17 protein-coding genes and 1 tRNA gene are annotated in these 19,643 nt (G+C 62.6%); 15 read left to right on the forward strand and 3 right to left on the reverse strand.

Annotated features, from left to right (window positions below):
• Positions 1-23: 23 nt before the first annotated feature.
• The gene (locus ACR9Y2_RS39295) at positions 24-3,539 is read right to left on the reverse strand and encodes a two-component regulator propeller domain-containing protein (RefSeq protein WP_435047394.1); all 3,516 of its coding nucleotides are present in this window, start codon (positions 3,537-3,539) and stop codon (positions 24-26) included.
• 168 nt (positions 3,540-3,707) lie between these two features.
• On the opposite strand from ACR9Y2_RS39295, the gene ACR9Y2_RS39300 reads away from it, so the two are divergent.
• From ACR9Y2_RS39300 to ACR9Y2_RS39335, 8 genes are all read left to right on the forward strand, one after another.
• A complete protein-coding gene (locus ACR9Y2_RS39300; RefSeq protein WP_435047395.1) occupies positions 3,708-4,424 on the forward strand; it encodes an esterase family protein in 717 nt (238 codons plus the stop codon).
• Positions 4,425-4,457: 33 nt separating this feature from the next.
• Positions 4,458-5,399 carry an ATP-grasp domain-containing protein gene (locus ACR9Y2_RS39305; protein ID WP_435047396.1) on the forward strand — a complete coding sequence of 314 codons (942 nt, stop codon included), beginning with the start codon at positions 4,458-4,460 and terminating at the stop codon, positions 5,397-5,399.
• A gap of 20 nt (positions 5,400-5,419) precedes the next feature.
• Positions 5,420-6,529, forward strand: coding sequence for a carboxylate-amine ligase (locus ACR9Y2_RS39310; protein WP_435047397.1), 1,110 nt, complete (start codon positions 5,420-5,422; stop codon positions 6,527-6,529).
• On the forward strand, positions 6,526-7,527 hold the full coding sequence (locus ACR9Y2_RS39315) for an aminopeptidase (RefSeq protein WP_435047398.1): 1,002 nt from the start codon (positions 6,526-6,528) through the stop codon (positions 7,525-7,527). Before ACR9Y2_RS39310 ends, ACR9Y2_RS39315 begins: the two co-directional genes overlap by 4 nt.
• Positions 7,524-8,711 carry a hypothetical protein gene (locus ACR9Y2_RS39320; protein WP_435047399.1) on the forward strand — a complete coding sequence of 396 codons (1,188 nt, stop codon included), beginning with the start codon at positions 7,524-7,526 and terminating at the stop codon, positions 8,709-8,711. Before ACR9Y2_RS39315 ends, ACR9Y2_RS39320 begins: the two co-directional genes overlap by 4 nt.
• Positions 8,708-9,055 carry a hypothetical protein gene (locus ACR9Y2_RS39325; RefSeq protein ID WP_435047400.1) on the forward strand — a complete coding sequence of 116 codons (348 nt, stop codon included), beginning with the start codon at positions 8,708-8,710 and terminating at the stop codon, positions 9,053-9,055. Before ACR9Y2_RS39320 ends, ACR9Y2_RS39325 begins: the two co-directional genes overlap by 4 nt.
• Positions 9,056-9,116: 61 nt before the next feature.
• Positions 9,117-9,193 (forward strand) — tRNA-Arg (locus ACR9Y2_RS39330).
• A gap of 117 nt (positions 9,194-9,310) precedes the next feature.
• Positions 9,311-10,876 carry a methyl-accepting chemotaxis protein gene (locus ACR9Y2_RS39335; protein WP_435047401.1) on the forward strand — a complete coding sequence of 522 codons (1,566 nt, stop codon included), beginning with the start codon at positions 9,311-9,313 and terminating at the stop codon, positions 10,874-10,876.
• 51 nt (positions 10,877-10,927) lie between these two features.
• Here ACR9Y2_RS39335 and ACR9Y2_RS39340 read toward each other — a convergent pair whose 3' ends face one another.
• Together ACR9Y2_RS39340 and ACR9Y2_RS39345 are read right to left on the reverse strand one after the other, a co-directional pair.
• Positions 10,928-11,686 carry a sialate O-acetylesterase gene (locus tag ACR9Y2_RS39340; RefSeq protein ID WP_435047402.1) on the reverse strand — a complete coding sequence of 253 codons (759 nt, stop codon included), beginning with the start codon at positions 11,684-11,686 and terminating at the stop codon, positions 10,928-10,930.
• 18 nt (positions 11,687-11,704) lie between these two features.
• Positions 11,705-12,646 (reverse strand): PLP-dependent cysteine synthase family protein, encoded by a 942-nt coding sequence (locus tag ACR9Y2_RS39345; RefSeq protein WP_435047403.1) that lies wholly within the window; start codon positions 12,644-12,646, stop codon positions 11,705-11,707.
• Between the two features lie 45 nt (positions 12,647-12,691).
• On the opposite strand from ACR9Y2_RS39345, the gene ACR9Y2_RS39350 reads away from it, so the two are divergent.
• The 7 genes from ACR9Y2_RS39350 to ACR9Y2_RS39380 all read left to right on the forward strand — a co-directional run bounded on the left by ACR9Y2_RS39350 (position 12,692) and on the right by ACR9Y2_RS39380 (position 19,628).
• Positions 12,692-14,647, forward strand: coding sequence for a heparinase II/III domain-containing protein (locus tag ACR9Y2_RS39350; protein ID WP_435047404.1), 1,956 nt, complete (start codon positions 12,692-12,694; stop codon positions 14,645-14,647).
• Complete coding sequence (locus ACR9Y2_RS39355; RefSeq protein ID WP_435047405.1) at positions 14,644-15,663, forward strand: NAD-dependent epimerase/dehydratase family protein; 1,020 nt, start codon at positions 14,644-14,646, stop codon at positions 15,661-15,663. The genes ACR9Y2_RS39350 and ACR9Y2_RS39355 overlap by 4 nt, the downstream gene beginning before the upstream one ends.
• Before the next feature lie 2 nt (positions 15,664-15,665).
• Positions 15,666-16,628 (forward strand): dihydrodipicolinate synthase family protein, encoded by a 963-nt coding sequence (locus ACR9Y2_RS39360; RefSeq protein WP_435047406.1) that lies wholly within the window; start codon positions 15,666-15,668, stop codon positions 16,626-16,628.
• 134 nt (positions 16,629-16,762) lie between these two features.
• Positions 16,763-17,317, forward strand: coding sequence for a hypothetical protein (locus ACR9Y2_RS39365; protein ID WP_435047407.1), 555 nt, complete (start codon positions 16,763-16,765; stop codon positions 17,315-17,317).
• A gap of 154 nt (positions 17,318-17,471) precedes the next feature.
• Positions 17,472-18,935, forward strand: a complete 1,464-nt coding sequence (gene hpnJ / locus ACR9Y2_RS39370) for a hopanoid biosynthesis associated radical SAM protein HpnJ (RefSeq protein WP_435047408.1) — start codon at positions 17,472-17,474, stop codon at positions 18,933-18,935.
• Between the two features lie 7 nt (positions 18,936-18,942).
• Complete coding sequence (locus ACR9Y2_RS39375) at positions 18,943-19,320, forward strand: hypothetical protein (RefSeq protein ID WP_435047409.1); 378 nt, start codon at positions 18,943-18,945, stop codon at positions 19,318-19,320.
• Positions 19,317-19,628, forward strand: coding sequence for an EamA family transporter (locus ACR9Y2_RS39380; RefSeq protein ID WP_435047410.1), 312 nt, complete (start codon positions 19,317-19,319; stop codon positions 19,626-19,628). Before ACR9Y2_RS39375 ends, ACR9Y2_RS39380 begins: the two co-directional genes overlap by 4 nt.
• Positions 19,629-19,643 lie beyond the last annotated feature (15 nt).

Raw genomic sequence — 19,643 nt, forward strand, 5'->3', positions numbered from 1 at the left:
CTACCACGCATGGGCGCGAGGCTTCATGGAACCGGGTTGCGGCGGGTCATCTCGTCAATTACACCGAACAGTTTCTCGGCCTCGTACGGCTTGGTGAGGAAGCCATCCATGCCGGCCTCCAGGCAGGAGCCCTCGTCACCCTTCATCGCGTTGGCGGTGAGCGCCAGAATGGGCACGTGGCCGCCCAGTGCCGCCTCCAGGCTGCGGATTTGGCGCGTCGCCTCCAACCCATCCATGCCTGGCATCTGGACGTCCATGAGAATCACGTCAAAAGGTTGAGCCGAGATCTTATCGACGGCCTGTTTGCCGTCGGAAACCGCCACCACCTCGTGACCACGCTTGCTCATCAGCCGCTCCACCAGTTTGCGGTTAACGGGATTGTCCTCAGCCACCAGCACCCTCAACCGGCCTGGGACCGAAGGCTCAGGCAACGGCTCCGGTTCAGCCTCAGGCTGCTTCTCCAGCGGCCCCACCAACTGCATCTTCACCCAGAAACGGAAGATGCTGCCCTTGTCCGGCTCGCTCTCCACCTCCAGCCGGCCGCCCATGCCATCGACAATCTTGGCCGAAATCGCAAGACCCAACCCCGTGCCGCCGTAACGCCGCGTCACGGAACCGTCCGCCTGGCGGAAGGCCTCGAAAATCAACTTCTGCTGATCCAGCGGTATGCCGATACCAGTGTCCTTCACCTCAAAGCGGACCTCCGCGTCATTGCCCGCGGTGCGGTCCAGCGCAACGGTCAGCGAGACGGAACCCTTTTCGGTAAACTTGAGCGCATTGCCCAGCAGATTCAACAACACCTGGCGCAGCCGCGAGCTGTCGCCGATCATGCGGTTGGGCAGTTGCCGGTCGAAGGAACAGGTGAGTTCCAGGCGCTTCGCCGCCGCCCGGCCGGCCAGCGTGCGAACCGCCTGCTGCACCGTGTCGCGCAGCGGAAACTCCTCGTGGCCGATCTCCATATAGCCGGCCTCGATCTTCGAGAGATCGAGAATATCGTTCAACAGCGCCAGCAGGCTGTCCGCCGAGATCTTGACGGTCTCCAGGTAGTCCTTCTGCTCCGTCGTCAGCGTCGTACCCAGCGCCAGCTCCGTCATCCCCAGGATCCCGTTCATGGGCGTCCGGATCTCGTGGCTGACATTGGCCAGGAATTCGTCCTTCAGTCGGTTGGCCCGGTCGCTGCGCTCCTTCTCCAGGCGCAGTTGCTTCGTACGCTCTTCCACCGCGCTCTCCAGCCGTTCAGTCTCCTCGCGGTGCTGGTTCTTCGCGCGCTCGATGCGCCAGATGCCGGCGGCAATCAGCAGCAGAACCACCAGGCCCTGCAGATACCGGTTGGCCCACCACGGAGGCATGATCGTGAAGGCGAAAACAGCCGGCTCCCTGCTCCATTCCTTGTAGCCATCAAACCCGTACACCTCCAGGCGATAGTCCCCGGGCGGCATTTCCGCGAACTGCATCTCGCGCTGCGACGTGTTCTGCCATTCCGACGAAAGCCCGACGACGCGATAACGGAAGCGCTGGCTGGAAGGGCGGGAGAACGACAGGACGGCAAACCGGACCGTCAGCGTGTTCCAGCGGTAGTCCACCTTGGCTTTGGTCGTCACGGTTTGCGCGTGTCCGCCCAGTTGTATGGAAGTCAGCACAACGCGCGGCGGGCCGGGACTGGCTTTGACCTCGGACTCGTGGAATCGCGAAAGTCCGGCACTCGTGCCAATCCAGACCGTGCCATCCGGCTCCGACGCGAAGGCATCGGAATTGCAGTCGTCCCAGACCAGGCCGTCGCCGCGCCGGTATTGAGACCATTGCTTACCGTTGAAGACGCCCACTCCGCGATCGCTGCCCACCCACATATTGCCCTTGTTGTCGAACCGCGTGAAGTAGACCTGGTTCGACGGCAGCCCGTCGGCGGGGTTGAGATGCGAGAAGTGCAGCTTGTCGCCCTCGCGCACGGCGCGCGTCAGGCCCATGCCGGTCTGGTAGGCAAGCCACAGGGTGCCGTCCGGCCCGTCGCCGATCGACCACACGCTCTCGTCCTTGAGCCCATCCTTCATGCCGTACCGGATCCAGTGATCGCCGGTGTGCCGGAACAAACCGTGGGTCGTGCCGTACCAGATCTCGCCGTCCGGCAGGATCCTCATTGTCAGCCCTGTCGACTTCTCCGCCCCCGGAACCTCAACCGCCTCGAAGCGGCGCGCCGTCCGGTTGAACTGGAACAACCCGGGCCGCGTGGTGGCCGAGGCCCAGATCCGTCCCTGTTTGTCGATCTCAATGTGCGAGATGTAGTGATTCGGCGCCAACTGCGGCAGCGGGAACCGGTCCACGCGCCCTGTTTCCGGGAATAGATGTACGATGCCAAAGCCGCGTGATCCAGCCCATAGGCTGCCGTCGGCATCCTTCACCAGCGCCTGGATCTCCTCGCCCTGCAGCGCAGGCGTCGCTTCGAACAAGTAACTCTCCGATTTCCGCCAGCCTCGGTAGAGACCACCGCGAGTAGCCACCCAGACGGCGCCCCGGCCGTCCGGCAGGATCTGCCAGACGAGTTCGTCGTTGAGCCCCTCGGTGTAGGTGTAGCCCTCCCATTCGCCGTAGCCGATCCAGCGGAACAGCCCGCGGCCCAGCAGGCCCACCCACATCGCCCCATCCTTATCACGGAAGATCATCGAAACGTCATTGGCGGCCAGGCCCTGGCCACGGGTGACAAATCGCCAGCGGGTCTCTTCCAGAATCGCGAAACCTTCTTTGAGTGGCACCAGCAGGCGGCCTTTGTTATCCAGCGCCAGTTGAGGCACCCATGGGCTGCTGAGGGACCGGTCGCACGGCACTGTCTCAAAGGACTCCGCCCCGGCTCGCTTCACCATCACCGAAACCCGGCTGCGGATCCAGAGATTGCCGTCGTTGTCCTCCAACATGTACTGCCAGGGCTCTTTCGGCTTCTCCTTCCACGACGCGGCCGGAACCTGGTTCTCACCTTCCAACCGGCAGATGGAGTTCAGGCACCCGAACCAGACCTCCCCGCGGCGATTCACCATGACGCTCGCCACCGGACTTGTTACACCTGTCGCAAAGTGGAACTTCCAATTGCCGGCTTTTTGCCGGTCGGCCAGCAGCAAACCGGTCGGCGTCGCGATGTATACCCGACCCGCACGGTCGGAAGCGACACCTTGCGCGCCCACGACCTTCCTGGCGGGCGCAATGTCCACCTTTTCAAACCGGGCGCCATTCTGGACCCACAACCCCACCGGCGTCCCAAGCCAGATCGTTCCATCCGGACTCTGGTGCAGCGACTGCAGGGAGGTGGCCGGAACCCCGTCCTTCACACCGAATTCGGCGAAGCTGTGTCCGTCGAAACGGTATAGCCCGTTCTGCGTGCCCACCCACAGGAAACCGTCTTTGTCCTGAATCACCTGCTCGACAGCCAGGTTCAACAAGCCGTCGGCGTAGCCAAACTCCTGAAACGCAAATTTCTGGGCATGCAGGGAGGGTGCCAGGCAGACCACTGCCAGGCACGCCGCCAGCCGAAGGCTGCTCGCGCGCATGTCCATGTCGGGATTATCGACAGAACGGGGAAGAAAGTTGAGCGCTGTGTAGGCAAGCTGACAAGTCTTTTACACTGACAAGGCTCCGCTGACCGCCTGGCGTCATCAAACGGCGAATCTCCTGCTCTACACTGGGAGAATACCTTGGGAAGGGGGCCGGCGCCGGGATCGTCGATGAATCGCGAATATCACAAGTGGTACAGCCAAAGGCTGGGTCGTGAGATGGAGATCCTCCAGTTCGGCCACGGAGGAATCCCCATGCTGGTGTTCCCCAGCTCCATGGGCCGCTTCTTCGAATATGAGGACCGCGGCATGGTGCAAGCCATGCAATGGCAATTGGATACGGGCCAGGCGATGCTGTTCTGCGTGGATAGCGTCGACAAGGAAAGCTGGTACAACAAGGGTATTCATCCAGCCGACCGCGTGCGTAGACATGTGCAATACGAGGAGTACCTCGTGAAGGAAGTACTACCCCTGATGCGGGCCAAGAGCGGTCATCATCGCGTGGCCGTCACCGGCTGCAGCTTCGGCGGCTATCACTGCACCAACTTCGCCCTGCGCCACCCGGAATGTGTCCACACTTGTGTCTCGATGTCCGGCGCTTACGACATCAAACAATTCCTGGGCGGCTATTACGACAACGACTGCTACTTCAACAACCCGGTGGACTTCGTACCCAATACGCACGACGCCTGGTATCTGGACCAATACCGCCGGGAGATCCGTTGGGTATTCGGCGCGGGCGAGCACGACATCTGCCTGGAAGAGAACCGCCGCATTTCCGGAATCTTCGACGCCAAGGGCATCCCGCACTGGTTCGACTACTGGGGCCTGGGCGCGGTCCACGATTGGCCCTTGTGGCAGCTCATGTCAAAGAAGTACTTTAGCTAGAACGCGGAATCATCTTCAACGGAGGACGAAGTGATGAAGAAGATTGGGCTTTTGTACGGGATGGAGAACACCTTCCCGATGGCATTGGTGGACCGCATCAACGCGCGCCAGGTGGACGGAGTGATGGCCGAAAGCCTGATGACCGGCGCCTTCCGCATGGACCGGCCCAGCGGCTATGAGGTCATCATCGACCGGATTTCGCACGACATCCCGTTCTACCGGGCCTACCTCCGGAACGCCATCCTGCACGGCGCCAAGGTGATCAACAACCCTTTCTGGTGGAGCGCCGACGACAAGTTCTTCAATTACGCGCTGGGCGAGCAGATTGGGGTGGCCGTGCCCAAGACCGTCATGCTGCCGCATCACTCCCACCCGCCGGGCACCACGTCGCAGTCGATGCGCAACCTGATGTATCCGCTCAACTGGCAGGAAGTCTTTGACTACATTGGCTTTCCGGCCTTCATGAAGCCGCATTTGGGCGGCGGCTGGCGCAATGTCTACAAGGTGCACTCGCCCGACGACCTCTATGCCGCCTACAACCAGACCGGCGACCTGGGCATGGTGCTGCAGGAGAACATCGACTTCACCGACTACTACCGCTGCTACGTCATCGGCCGCGAAAAAGTCCACGTCATGGCCTACGACCCGCGCCTGCCGCATGAGCAGCGCTATGTCACCACGGCCGACCCCAAGCAGTCCCCGCTCTACGACCGGATCGTCGCCGACGCGCTAAAGCTCTGTCGTGCATTGGGTTACGACATGAATACGGTGGAATTCGCGGTGCGCGACGGCATCCCCTATGCCATCGACTACCTGAACCCCGCCCCGGATGCCGACCGGTTTTCCGTAGGGGAAGAGAACTTCGAGTGGATTCTCGAAGCCATGGCCGACCTCGCTATTGCCACGGCGCTGAGCCCTGCCCTGCCGCAGGACGACTACCATTGGGGCCGGTTCCTGGCCGGCGGACAACGATAAGTTGGCACGAGGAGACTCTGATGACACGCCCAAGCTTCACCATCGGAATCGAAGAAGAGTACATGACCGTCGATCCCGTGACACGGGAACTGCGCAGCCACATCGACGCGGAGATGATCGAGCAGGGCAAGTTGGTGCTGCGTGAGCGCGTAAAGCCGGAGATGCACCAGTGCGTGGTCGAGGTTGGTACCGAGATCTGCCACAACATCGCCGAAGCGCGCGCCGAGATCACCACCATCCGCCGCCACATGGTGGAACTCGCCAAGGCCAACGGCCTCAGGCTGGCCGCCGCCGCCACCCATCCTTTCTCCCACTGGCGGAACCAGAGCATCTATCCCGACGAGCGCTACCGGGTGATCGTCGAGGATATGCAGAACGTGGCGCGCGCCAACCTGATCTTCGGGCTGCACGTCCACGTGGGCATCGAGGACCGCGAAACCGCCATCCACATCATGAACGCCGCGCGGTACTTCCTGCCCCACATCCTGGCGCTCTCCACCAATTCGCCCTTCTGGCTGGGTGACGAAACAGGCCTGCGCAGCTACCGCTGCAAGGTTTTCGACAAGTTCCCTCGAACCAATATTCCGGACTATTTCCAGAGCTACGGCGAGTACGAAAGCCTCGTAAACCTGCTCATCCAGACCGGCTGCATCGACAATGCCAAGAAGATCTGGTGGGACCTGCGCCCCCATCCGACGTTCTCCACCATCGAATTCCGCATCTGCGACCTGCCCATGCGGCTGGACGAGACCATTGCCCTGGCGGCGCTGATCCAAGCCACCGTGGTCATGCTGTGGAAGCTCCACTCCAACAACCAGGGCTTCCGGCTCTACCGCCGTATGTTGTTGATGGAAAACAAATGGCGTGCGGTCCGCTACGGCATCAACGGCAAGTTGATCGACTTCGGCAAGCGGGTGGAAGTCCCGTTCCGAGACCTCATGGAAGAGTATTTCAACATGGTGGCGCCGGTGGCCGAAGAGTTGGGCAGCCTGAACGAGATCAACTACCTGCGGCGGATCCTGGAAGAAGGCACCGGAGCCGACCGCCAGTTGAAGGTCTTCCACGAAACACGCGACCTGAAAGCCGTCGTGGACTACATCATTCAGGAAACGGAGGCGGGGCTCAATTGATCCCATTCGACCCCGAACTGACCCAAGGCGCGCGCAACGCGGTCAGGGTCTGCCTGCGCGTCCAACCGTACGAAAAAGTAACGGTCATCACGGATCACGTCTCCCGCGAAATCGCAGCCGCGCTGGAGGCGGCCCTGGTCGAAATCGGCGCACCCTACCAGACATTTGTCCTGGAGGAGTGCGCCACCCGGCCGCTGGAGGCCATGCCCCAGGTCGTGCTGGACGACATGGAATCGAGCCAGGTGAGCATCTTCGCCGTCGTGGCCCAGCGCAACGAACTCCGCAGCCGCATGCAGATGACGGATGTGGTGAACCGCCGCAAGATCCGCCACGCCCACATGGTGAACATCGAGAAACGCATCATGCTCGAAGGCATGCGGGCCGACTACCTGGCCGTCGACGACCTCAGCCTGCGCCTGCTGGACATCACCCGGCCGGCGAAACAGATCCGCGCCCGGAACGCAGCCGGCACGGACATCGTCGCCACCATGAATCCAGACTATAAGTGGTTGAAAACAAGTGGGATTATCAGCGAAAATACGTGGGGCAACCTGCCCGGCGGCGAAGTCTGGACCACGCCCGGCGAAGTCAACGGCCGCTTTGTCGTGGATGGGGTGGTGGGCGACTATCTGTGTGCGAAATACGGCGACCTGGGCCCCACCCCGCTGACGCTAATCATAGAAGGCAACCGGCTGAAGGAAGCGCACTGCGCCAACAAAGAGCTGGAAACCGAATTCTGGCAGTACACCCACACCGATGAGAACTCAGACCGCGTGGGCGAGTTCGCCATCGGCACCAACCTGGGCGTGCGCGACGTCATCGGCAACATCCTGCAGGATGAGAAAATCCCGGGCGTCCACATCGCCTTCGGCAATCCTTATGGTGACCATACCGGCGCGCAGTGGTACTCCTCGACTCATATCGACGTCGTGGGCCGGAAGTTCACCATTCATGCCGACGATCGCCTGATTATGCGAGACGGGGAGTTTGCGCTGTGAAAGGCGACGAACTCCGGCGCCTCTTCAACGACCACTTCACGCCGCAACGCTACGTGCGCTTCCAGTCCCTGATCGACGATCGCAGCGGGACTCACGTCTCGTTCCGGCTCTGCGAAACGCCCTGTTTTTTCGACTCGGACTTCATGCAGCGCATCTCCCGCGAAGGCCGCGAACTCATCGGGCAGTTGGTCGACGATCCCGCCTACCGCCAGATCTCTGACGCCTCGCTGCCGGAGCAGTACAAAGTACCAAACGAACCCGCCGAGCCCATGTTTGTTCAAGTGGACTTCGGCGTCGTCCGTGGAGAAGACGGCCTGTTGCATCCCAAACTGGTGGAAATACAGGGCTTCCCTTCTCTCTATGCATTCCAGCCGGTGCTGGCGCAAAGCTACATCGACGCCTATGAAATGCCCGCGGACCTCCACTACCTGCTGGACGGACTGGACAACCCGCGCTACTGGGCGTTACTGAAACAGTCGATCGTCGGCAGCCACGACCCTGAGAATGTCGTCCTGCTGGAGGTGGATCCCGATCACCAGAAGACCCTCTGCGATTTCCTCCTGACGGAACGCATGCTCGGGGTACGGGCCGTGTGTATCACCCAGGTCCGAAAAGAGGGCCGCAAACTCTACTACCAGAGGGACGGCCGCACCGTCGAGATTCGCCGGATCTACAATCGGGCGATCGTCGACGAGATCGAGCGCCGTCAGGTGAGCATGCCCTTCGACTGGCGCGACGACCTGGATGTGGAGTGGGCCGGGCACCCCAACTTCTACTTCCGGGTCTCGAAGTTCTCCATCCCCTACCTCCACCATCCCTCGGTGCCGCAAACCATCTTCCTGGACCGTGTGGAACGGCTGCCGGACGACCTGTCGAAGTGGGTCCTGAAACCGCTCTACTCCTTCGCCGGGCTGGGCGTCCTGATCGGGCCCGAGAAGTCGGATATCGACGCCATCCCCGTCGCGGAACGGGCCAACTTCATCCTCCAGGAACGCGTGGACTTTACTCCCGTCGTCGAGACCCCGTTTGGACTCACCAAGGCCGAGATCCGCGTAATGTACATCAACCGCCGCCCGGTGACCCACATCATCCGGATGGGTCGCGGCAAGATGATGGGCGTGGACCATAACAAGAATATGGAGTGGGTGGGCGCCAGCGCGGCGCTGTACCATGAAGAGTCATGACGCCGGATGAGGAAGATCTGCTCGACCACGTATTCGATTACCTGTGCGAGGAACAGCCGGAATCGGTAGCCGAAATTGCCGACGATGAGATTCGCCGCAGGGCCTCGCTGGGCATCCGCCGGGCCCAGGGCCACGGCATCGAACAACCCGAAGCCATCACCGCGTATGTGTCGCTGATGTTCCTCGTCGCGCCCGATTTCGACACCCATCCCAAGATCGGCAAGGTGCTGGCCGAGACTGGCGTCCCCGCTGCCCAGCGCATGAAGCAGATCTTCACCCGGACGTCGGAAGCCGACTGGGAAGAGGCCGCCGAGAAGACCGGCGGATGGGCTTCCTTAACCTGATAACCCGACCGCGTTCAGCCGGCCCCGTTGCCTGCGCGGGCTGATAGAATACAAATCGAGCGCGCCCGTAGCTCAGTCGGATAGAGCGTCTGGCTTCGAACCAGCAGGTCGGGAGTTCGAGTCTCTCCGGGCGCGCCAGGAACCTGCCGCCTGTCCTCCCCTTGCCCACACGCCCACCTGGAAGTTTTCCTCTGACTCCGCCTCGATCCGCCGAGAAGCTATTGGAACGGATGCTTTGCGGTGTCTCACAAATCATTGTCAATTCGGACCAAACTACTGTTGTTGTCTCTGGGGGCGGTGCTCGCCACGGCCACGTCCTGCCTGCTGATTCAGCGTTCCATCCTGCGCCGCCAGGGCATTGAACTGACCCGCGGCGCGATGCGCGGCGTGCTCCTGGGTGCGGAGAATGTCCGTCAGTCTGTTTCGGCCATGCGCGAGGCCGGCGTCTTCAACCCAGACCTGGCGACGGCGGACACACGGACGTCCGATTACCGGTTCTCGAAGCTCTACCGCACCGTGCCGGTCGTTTCAGCCTGGAAGAGCATCGAAACCGTCGCCGCGAGCCAGGGCTATCGCTTCCGGATCGCGGCGCATGCGCCACGCAACCCGGCGAATCAGCCGCGCGCCAACGAAGTCGCGATCCTCGCCAAATTGGAAGATCACCGGCAGGAAGAGTATTTCCACGTCGACGACACCCGGCACGAGATGGTGTTCGCACGCCCGGTGCGGCTGACGGGCGATTGCCTCTCCTGTCATGGGGATCCCTCGGCCAGCCCTTCGAAGGATGGCCGCGACCTGGTCGGCTTCCGGATGGAAGGCTGGAAAGCAGGTCAACTGCATGGCATCTTCGTCCTGCACGCCAGCACAGCGCCCTTGGAAGCGGAGGTCCGTGCAGGCATGCTCACCGCGTTGGCCTGGGTAGTGCCCGTCGCCCTGCTGGTGGGAGTTCTTGTCCTCTTCCTGATGCGCGGGGTGAATCAGCGCGTCAGCCTCGTCATCGACGAGTTGCGCCAGGGTTCGTCCCGGGTGGACGCAGCCGGAGGTCAAATTGGCCAGATGGTCAACCGGCTGGCCGAGGGTACGGCCCGACAGGAGGAATCCATCCTGGAGACGCGGTCGGCCAGCGAGAAACTGCACGCGGCCACCCGCCGGAATTCAGACCGTTCGGTGGAGGTCGCTGATCTTGCAGTCCAGTCCCAGCACAAATTCCAACTGGCGAACAAGGCCCTCGATGGCATGGTGCAGGCCATGAGCGAGATTGAAGCGCAAAGCAGCAAAATCTCCAAGATCATTAAGGTAATCGACGAAATAGCCTTCCAGACCAACATTCTGGCCCTCAACGCGGCGGTGGAGGCAGCTCGCGCCGGAGAAGCAGGCATGGGCTTCGCCGTGGTGGCCGACGAGGTTCGCAATCTGGCCCAACGCTGCGCCCAGGCAGCGCAGGACACTACCGTACTCATTGAAGACTCCATCGGCAAGTCCAGTGGCGGCAAAATCAAGCTCGACGAAATGGTGGCCGTCATCCTCACGATCACCGAAGAGTCCGCCAAGATCACAACCCTCGTGGAGGCGATGGGCCTCAGCAGCAGCGAACAAACCCAGGGCATCGAGCAGATTGAGAGATCGATCGGCCTGATGGGCACGGTGACACAGGAAACTGCAACCCACGCCGAAAGCAGCAGGGCTGTCGTGGACGGATTGTCGACCCAGTCCAGTTCAATGAAGCAACTGGCCCGGCTGCTCAGTAGATTGATGGAGGGGGAAACGGGCGAACCGGCAAATGTCGCCAGACTCGGCGCCACCCCCCACCGGCAGGGCTAGCAGACCGCGATGTCTTCTCGAGGACTGATCGACTCCAAACTCCTGAGCCGCTCAGCCCCAGGAAGAATCCAGTCCCATGTATGCCAGCGCATAGCGCCGTCCGAACTCATGCAGCCCCGCTGTGTCGAAGTGGACGGAGTCGCCCTTGTCTTTCAAGCCCTCAGAGGACACAAACGCCACCCGGCGCGCTCGCAGCGGCAACTGCGCCAGATGCTCATTCACCACTCCGCAAAACGGGCTGCCGCCCTCGTTCGTCCGCAGGAACTCGCCCAATTGTCCGACAACCACAGGCAGTTCCGGCGCACCCAGCTCTCCGCGCAGAGCGGTCATCATCGGCACCCAACGCGCCGTGTACGAACGGGCCAATTCCTCTTTTCCGCTATCCGCCTCGCCCTGGTGCCATAGAATCCCGCAGAACGTTCCGGCCGGTGCCGCCGCTTTCGCACGCTGCACCGCCTGGGTGAAAAGCGCACCACCCGGCTTCCACTCGTCCAGGCTCGAGCCGCCCATCGCCGCCGGGACAAACCCAATCTTCTGCTGGGGAGCGAACCGCAGCAGCGTTCGCGCGCACGAACGGGCCAGCCCCACCGCCGCGATCGGCTTGTCAAAGTGGAGAGGATCGACCGCCGGCGCCCAGGCCATCTCCTTATTGAACGCGAAGACACCCGCGATCGGTGCCTGGTCTTCGGGTGTGATCACCCCTCGACCCGCCATGTTCGACTGCCCGGCCAGCAGAAACAGCTTCATCCCCTCCGGTTGGGCCTGCAAAGCCAGGGCGGGCATGCCCGCCAGGAACACCCTTCGTCGCATCGCGTCCTCCCAGAGAAGCTATGTGGCGGCACGCATAGGCTCGAACACTTCGGTCGTGAAGTATCGTTCCATGCGATCGGGCAGCACCGTCACCACCTGCGCCGCCGGCCCCAGCCGCCGGGCGATCTGGACCGCCGCTGCATAGTTTAATCCGGAACTGGCGCCCACTGGAAATCCGCGCCGCATCAAAGCCCGGGTCGTGGCAAGAGCCTCTTTGTCGCGTACCTCCAGAATCTCCAGGCCCGGCATCTCCTCCGGTTTCAGGATCGTGGAGACGCAGTCGATCACGCCGGGTATGCGTGCGCTGAAGCTACAGCACTCCAACTCCGGAGCCTCTCCCAAATCCACCGGCTTGGCCAGCACCGGAATCGGCGTGCAGCCACTCTCGCAAATGCCCTGGTAGAGCCCCACCAGCGTACCGCCTGTACCGACCCCGCTCACCACCGCATCCACCTGTCCGCCGGGAATCTGGTCCAGCACCTCACGGGCCGTCGTGTGGGCGTGGGCCACGGCATTCTCCGGATTGGAGAACTGGCAGGGCAGGAAGCCATTGAGTTCGGCCGCCAGACGCTCCGTCTCGGCGATGGAGCCGCGAATCCCCAATGCCTTCGGCGTCAGCCGGATCTCGCCCCCAAACGCGCGAATCATCAGAACACGCTCATTGCTGACGCCCTCGGGCATCACGGCGATGAAACGCAATCCTAACTGGGCGGATACCAGCGCCATGGCAATGCTCGTCGATCCGCTGGAAGCCTCCAAAACCACGCTGCCGGGCTGGATGTGCCCCTCGCGCCAGGCTTTCGTCAGGATATGGCGGGCAATCCGGTCCTTGGTGGAACCGCTGGGATTGAGGAATTCCAGCTTGCACCAGATGAGCGGACCCTCATCATTCAACTGGATCGGCGCCAGCGGAGTCGGCCCCAGCAGGTGAAGGTACGCGTTGAGTTCAGGCAGCTTCATCTATTCCAGGCTACACACAAGCGGGCAATTGTGTATGAATGTCTTATGTTCACTCCAACCCGGCGCACCATCCTGGCGGCGCCCGCCGCAGCCCTGCTGGCCGATGCCCAGGACGTCAAACTACCGCCGGAATCGCGCCGGCTGCTCTCCTCGAAGTACGAGGCGGCCCGTTTCGCCGCCCTCCTCCTGCCTCGGTCCCATTGGAACCCCTACCCTCGCGCCACCGATCGCGCCGCCTGGCAGGCCCTGCCGCCCGACCTCCGCACCGCTTTCATCGAAGCCGCCAACCGCCAGAAAGGGCAACCCTGGCCTTCCCTGCCGGCCACGGTCTTTCTCGACTTCCAGCGCAATGGCAACCGCACCCGCTTCGAAGCCCTCAGCTTCGGCCGCCGCAATCGCCTCCGGCAGGCCGTCCTGGCGGAGTGCATGGAGGGCGAAGGCCGCTTCCTGGACGACATCCTCGATGGCCTCTGGCTAGTCTGCGAGGAGAGCTTCTGGGGCGTACCGGCCCACATCGGCGCGCAAAAAGCCGGCAACGGGCTGCCCGATATCAGCGAACCCATCGTGGACCTCTTCGCCGCGGAAACAGCCAATACCGTGGCCTGGACCGACTACCTGCTGGGCTCCCAGTTGGAAAAACTGTCTCCGCTCATCCGGCCGCGGCTCCTCGCCGAGGTCCGCCGCCGCATGCTCGATCCCTGCGCCACTCGCAACAACTTCGGCTGGATGGGTCTCGACCCGCAACACCAGAGTCCTCTCAACAATTGGACCCCGTGGATCGACTCCAACTGGCTGGCGGCGAATCTCCTCATGGAGCAGGATGAGACCAGGCGCTCCGCCACTGCCTACCGCATCCTCAACTCGATCGACCGCTTCCTCGACTACTACCACCCCGACGGCGGCTGCGACGAAGGCCCCAGCTATTGGAGCCGCGCCGGCGCCTCTCTTTTCGACTGCCTGGAACTGCTGCACTCCGCCTCTTCCGGCCGTCTCGACTACTTCGGCGCACCCCTCGTCCATGCGATCGGCACCTATATCTACAAAGCCCACATCGCCGCCGACTGGTATGTGAACTTCGCCGACGCTTCGGCTCGCGTCGTCCCCATCGGTAATCTGGTCTGGCGCTACGGACAACGCATCCAGGATCCGGGCATGATCGCACACGGAGCCTGGATCGCCGCCGCCCACCCGAAGCCGCAAGTCGAACCCGATGCCCTCGGCCGGGCCATCGACGTGGTCTTCCATGCCAAGGACCTGCGCGCGGCCAGCGCCGCGGCCAGGCCGCCGCTGGTGCGGGATGTCTTCCTGCCCGGCGTTCAGGTGTTCGCGGCACGCCAGGGGCAGGGCTCGACGGACGGTTTCTACGTCGCCGCCCAGGGTGGTCACAACGCGGAAAGCCACAACCACAACGACGTGGGGAACTTCATCGTCTTCCACAACGGCGAACCCGTGCTTATCGATGTGGGCGTGGAGATGTACACGGCCAAGACCTTCTCCAGCCGCCGCTATGAGATCTGGACCATGCAGTCCGGCTGGCACAACTGCCCCACCATTAATGGCGTGGCCCAGCAGGCCGGGCGGCGGTTCGAAGCTCGCTCCGTCACCAGCTCCACCGATGACCGCGCGGCCCTCTTCGCCCTGGAACTGCAGCACGCTTACCCGCCGGAAGCCGGAGTGAAACTGTGGCGGCGCCAAGTGCGGCTCGATCGCACAGCCAACTCGGTCTCCATTCAGGATCAGTTCCAGCTCACCCGGACCCAGTCGGTTGAATTGAGTTTCATGACGATCCGCCAGCCGAAGGAAGCAGCGCCCGGTGAACTGCACCTGGAGGGCGGCTTTGTGCTGCGCTATGACAAGTCGCTGCGGGCGGTCATCGACGACCACTCTTCCGCCGATGCACGCCTCCAGCCCATCTGGGGCCCGCTGGTACGGCGCATCCGTCTCTCCACCACCACGCCGCCGGCGGAAGGTGGATACACTGTGACAATCACTCGCGTATGATTCAAACGGAAGACCAACTGGAGGACGTGCTCAGCACTCCTTCAACGGAAGATATTGAAGCGGTCCGCCACCTGCGCGGGCCCATCCTCATCCTGGGGGCCGCCGGCAAAATGGGCCCCTCGCTGGCCCGCCGGCTCAAACGCGCAATGCTGGCAGGGGGGAACACCGGCCGCGTGCTCGCCGTCTCGCGTTTCAGCGCCCCGGAATCACGAGCCCTGTTCGAATCCTGGGGTATAGAAACGCTCTCCTGCGACATGCTCCAGCCCGGCGCCCTTGAGCAACTGCCCGACGCTGAAAACGTCATCTACATGGCGGCCCGCAAATTCGGCTCCACCGGCAACCCCTCGCTCACCTGGGCCATCAACTCCTTCCTGCCGGGCCTCGTCGCCCGCCGCTATCGCGCGGCTCGCATTGCCGCTTTCTCCTCCGGCAACGTCTATCCCCTCGTCCCCGTCGAATCCGGCGGCGCCACGGAACAAACCCCGCCGCAGCCCATCGGCGAGTACGCTCAATCCGTTCTCGCCCGCGAACGGCTGTTTGAACACGCCGCCCTGGAATGGGGCACCAACGTCAGCCTCATCCGCCTCAACTACGCGGTGGAACTGCGTTACGGCGTCCTCGTCGACATCGGCCGCAAGGTTCTCAGCGGCACGCCCGTCGATGTCACCATGGGGCACGTCAATGTCATCTGGCAGGGCGATGCGAATTCCGTGGCCATCCGGTCCCTCGCGCATTGCTCCAGCCCGGCCTTCGTCCTGAATCTCACAGGACCCGGCACGCTGCCCGTGCGCGACATCGCACAGGAGTTCTCCACCCGCCTCGGCCGCCCCGTCGAGTTTCATGGCGCCGAGTCGCCCACCGCCCTCCTCAACAACGCCGCCCTCTGCCACTCCCTCTTCGGTCCACCCCAGGTCAGCGTCGCGCAAATGATCGCCTGGATTGCGGAATGGATCCAGCGGGACGGCCGGCTGCTGAACAAACCCACACACTTCGAGAACAGAGAGGGGCGCTTCTGATCATGTCCTGGCGAGATAGTCTGCACCAGGGGCTGGTCATCCCCGCCCATCCGCTGTGCCTCACCGCGCAGAGGACTCTCGATGAACAAACCCAGCGCGCGCTCACCCGCTACTACTTCGACTCGGGCGCAGGTGGCATTGCCGTGGGCGTCCATACGACGCAGTTCGAGATCCGGGAACGCGGCCTGCTGCGTCCCGTCCTCGAACTGGCCGCCCTCGAGGCCCGCGGTTCTTCGGCCATCCTCATCGCCGGCGTCTGCGGACCCACCAGCCAGGCGCTCCGCGAAGCGGCCCAGGCGAGAGACCTCGGCTACCACGCCGGCTTGCTCAGCCTCTCCGCCCTGCGCGACGCCTCCATCGATGAGCTGATCGACCACGTCCGCGCCGTCGCCGAAATCATCCCCGTCTTCGGGTTCTACCTCCAGCCCGCGGTGGGAGGGCGCATCCTGCCCCACGAGTTCTGGAAGCGCTTCTGTGAAATCGAGAATCTGTGCGGCATCAAAGTCGCGCCGTTCCATCGGTACCAGACGCTGGATGTAGTACGGGCGGTAGCGGAATCCGGTCGTGAAAACGACATTGCGCTTTATACAGGAAACGACGACAACATCGTGGCCGACCTCCTCACCCCCTTCACCTTCGGCGGCACGACGGTACGCTTCGCCGGCGGGCTCCTGGGTCAATGGGCCGTCGGTACGAAGAGCGCTGTACAGTTACTTCGACGCATTCACGAGGGCACTAACCCCTCGTTACTTCTTGCTCTCGGCGCACAACTCACAGACCTGAACTCCGCCCTGTTCGACGTCTCCAACGGCTTCCGCGGCTGCATCGCGGGCATCCACGAGGTGCTCGTCAGACAGCAGCGAATGGCAGGCCGCTGGTGCCTTAACCCCAGCGAAGACCTGTCGCCGGGACAGGCTCAGGAGATCGACCGGGTCCTCGCGGCCTACCCCCACCTTCTCGAGTAAGACGTTTGTTTTCAATCTAGTTACAAACGTTTCACAGCAACATTAACATGGCACGCCGATACCGGCTTTACGCCTTGGTCAGGATGGTGATATATTCTGTCCAGTCGTTAAGTCCGCTATCAGGGAGTCCCAAGTTGGACCTTCAAATTCATACCTCCGCACAGCAGGCGGAACTCGAGGCAGTGATTGCTTCCGGCATCTTCGCCCGGGCACCGTCTCTCGCACAATTCCTCTCCTATATCTGTAAGAAGCACTTCGCCGGCGAACAGCACCTCATCAAAGAAACCAATATCGCCCTGGAGGCACTGGGCCGCGTCGAAGGCTTCGATCCTAAGAAAGATTCCATCGTTCGAGTCGAGGCGCATCGCCTCAGGAAACGCCTGAAGCAGTACTACGAAGGCGAGGGCGCCACTCACGAATTGCGCATCGAAGTACCCCTGGGTGGCTATGCCCCGGCCTTCGTTGAACAACAACCGCAACGCCTGGAAGAGCCCCAGCCCGAGGTGGTGGTGGAAACCCTGCCGCCCATCGAGCTGCCTGTCCCGCCTCCTTCTTCCTTCCACTTCAACTCACGCTGGGTCATCGCCGCCGCCATCATGCTCATCTGCTGCTGCCTGGTGCTTTTCAGCAACAGCGCGCACGGCAGCGAATCGGCCGCGTCCGCTGCATCCGCCGCGACTCAACGTTAGTCCCTCCGCAGCGCTCCGGCCAGTCCGGAGCGCTCACCTCCCCGCCCTGCCCACATTTGGGTATCCCTCACCCACCCGTCCGTGCAGACGTTACTATCAACTGCCCTGATACAATGATGGTTTGGGAAGTTCGATCAAAATTGGGTAGGGGTGAATGCGAACTCTTTTCTTGAATCCTCCTTCGTTTGAAGGTTTCGACGGCGGAGCTAGTTCCCGCTGGCCGGCCACGCGTGAAATCGAATCCTACTGGTATCCTGTCTGGCTTTGCTATCCCGCCGGTCTGCTGCCCGATTCGAAGGTCGTGGACGCGCCTCCGCACAAGATCTCCATTGAGCAGACCGTCGCCATGGCGAAGGACTTCGAGCTCCTGGTGCTCTTTACCTCCACACCGGGCTTCGATGTCGACGTCAAGATGGCCCGCATGATGAAGGACGTGAACTCGAAGCTCAAGGTCTGCTTCGTAGGGCCGCCCGTCACCACGGAACCGGAGAAGGCGCTCAAGGAGTCGGCCATCGACTTCGTCGTCCGCCGAGAGTTCGATTACCAGATCGTCAACTATGCCAAGGGCACACCGCTGTCGGAACTGCCCGGCGTCAGCTATCGCAAAAACGGCGAGTTTGTCCACAACCCCGAAGGCGGCTACATCGAGAACCTCGACGAGTTGCCCTGGGTCACCAAGGTCTATAAGCGCGATCTCGACTTCCGCCGCTACAACGTCCCGTTCCTTCTGAACCCCTTCATCTCGCTCTACACCTCGCGCGGCTGCCCGGCCATGTGCACTTTCTGCCTCTGGCCCCAAACCCACTCCGGCCACCGTTGGCGCCTCCGTTCCGCCGACGACGTGGTGAACGAGGTCCGCTGGGCCAAGGAGAACTTCCCCGGCCTCAAGGAAATCTTCTTCGACGACGACACCTTTAACTACAAGGGCGCCCGAACCATCGAGCTCTGCAAGAAACTGGCTCCGCTCGGCGTCACCTGGTCCTGCACGTCGCGCGTGACCACCGACTACGACACCCTGTCCGCCATGAAGGATGCCGGCGGCCGCCTCATGATCGTCGGCTACGAGTCCGGCGACCAGCAGATCCTGAAGAACATCAAGAAGGGCGCCACCATCGACATGGCGCGCCGCTTCACCCGCGACGCTCATAAGCTGGGCCTCACCATCCACGCCGACTTCATCGTCGGGCTGCCCGGCGAGAGCCGCGAGTCGCTCCGCAACACCATCAACTTCGCCAAGGAAATCGACTGCGAGACCATCCAGGTCTCCATCGCCCATCCTTACCCCGGCACCGAGTTCTACGACTACGCCCAGAAGAACAACCTGATTCAGCTCGGCGCTTCCATGACCGACGAAACCGGCCACCAGTTGCCCAACATCGTCTATCCCGGCCTGAACCGCGGCGAACTCGTGGAATGGGTGCAGCGCTTCTACGACGAGTATTACTACCGTCCCAAGGCCGCCTTCCGCGTCGTCAGCAAGGCCGTCATGAACGGCGACGTCAAACGGCTCTACAAGGAAGCCCGCGAGTACCTCAACCTGCGCAGCAAGCGGAAACAGTTCGTGGCCGATCAGGCGGCCAGCGGCGCCGCCGCCGCGCGTATGGCCAACGGCGACTAGTGCGGCCATGAAACCCGCCACCCTGCTCCTGACAGCGGCGGTGGTCGTGTTGAACGTCCTCGGCAATTTCGCGCTCGGCTGGGGTATGAAGCACGCCCCGGCCGGCGCAGGCCCCATCCTGTCGCTGCTGCAGCCCTTCGTCATCCTCGGGATCGTCACCCTCATCGCCTGGACCTTGCTGCGCATCAAACTCCTGGGCTTGGCCGACCTCAGCTACGTCCTGCCAGTCACTGCCATCGGCTACATTCTCAATGCCGTGATGGGCGCCGCCTTCATGAACGAGCACGTCTCCCTGCAGCGCTGGGGCGGCACCGTCCTCATCTTCGCCGGCGCCGCCATGACCGGCTTCACGCCCGTCGCCACCGATGAGGACCCCAAACGATGACCCCCTGGTTCTTCGTCGCCGGTGTCGTCCTCTCCACCGTCTGCGCCGACCTCCTGCAGTCGCACGGCATGCGCCGAGGCGGCGCCAATTGGAAAGTACCCCTCTCTTTCGTCTTCCTCGCCACCTCGTTCTTCTCCTTCACCCAGCTCCTCACCGTGGCCGACCTCAGCTTCGCCGTGCCGGCCAGCGCCGCCAGCATCGTACTCGAAACCATCCTGGCCAAACTGATCCTCAAAGAGCAGGTGGACCTGCGCCGCTGGATCGGCGCGGGTCTCGTCGCCGCCGGAGTCTTCTTCCTCTCGCACTGAAGCTGTAGCCCCACA

Origin of the sequence: Paludibaculum fermentans, from assembly GCF_051172195.1 — a bacterium.
GTDB lineage: Bacteria > Acidobacteriota > Terriglobia > Bryobacterales > Bryobacteraceae > Paludibaculum > Paludibaculum fermentans_A.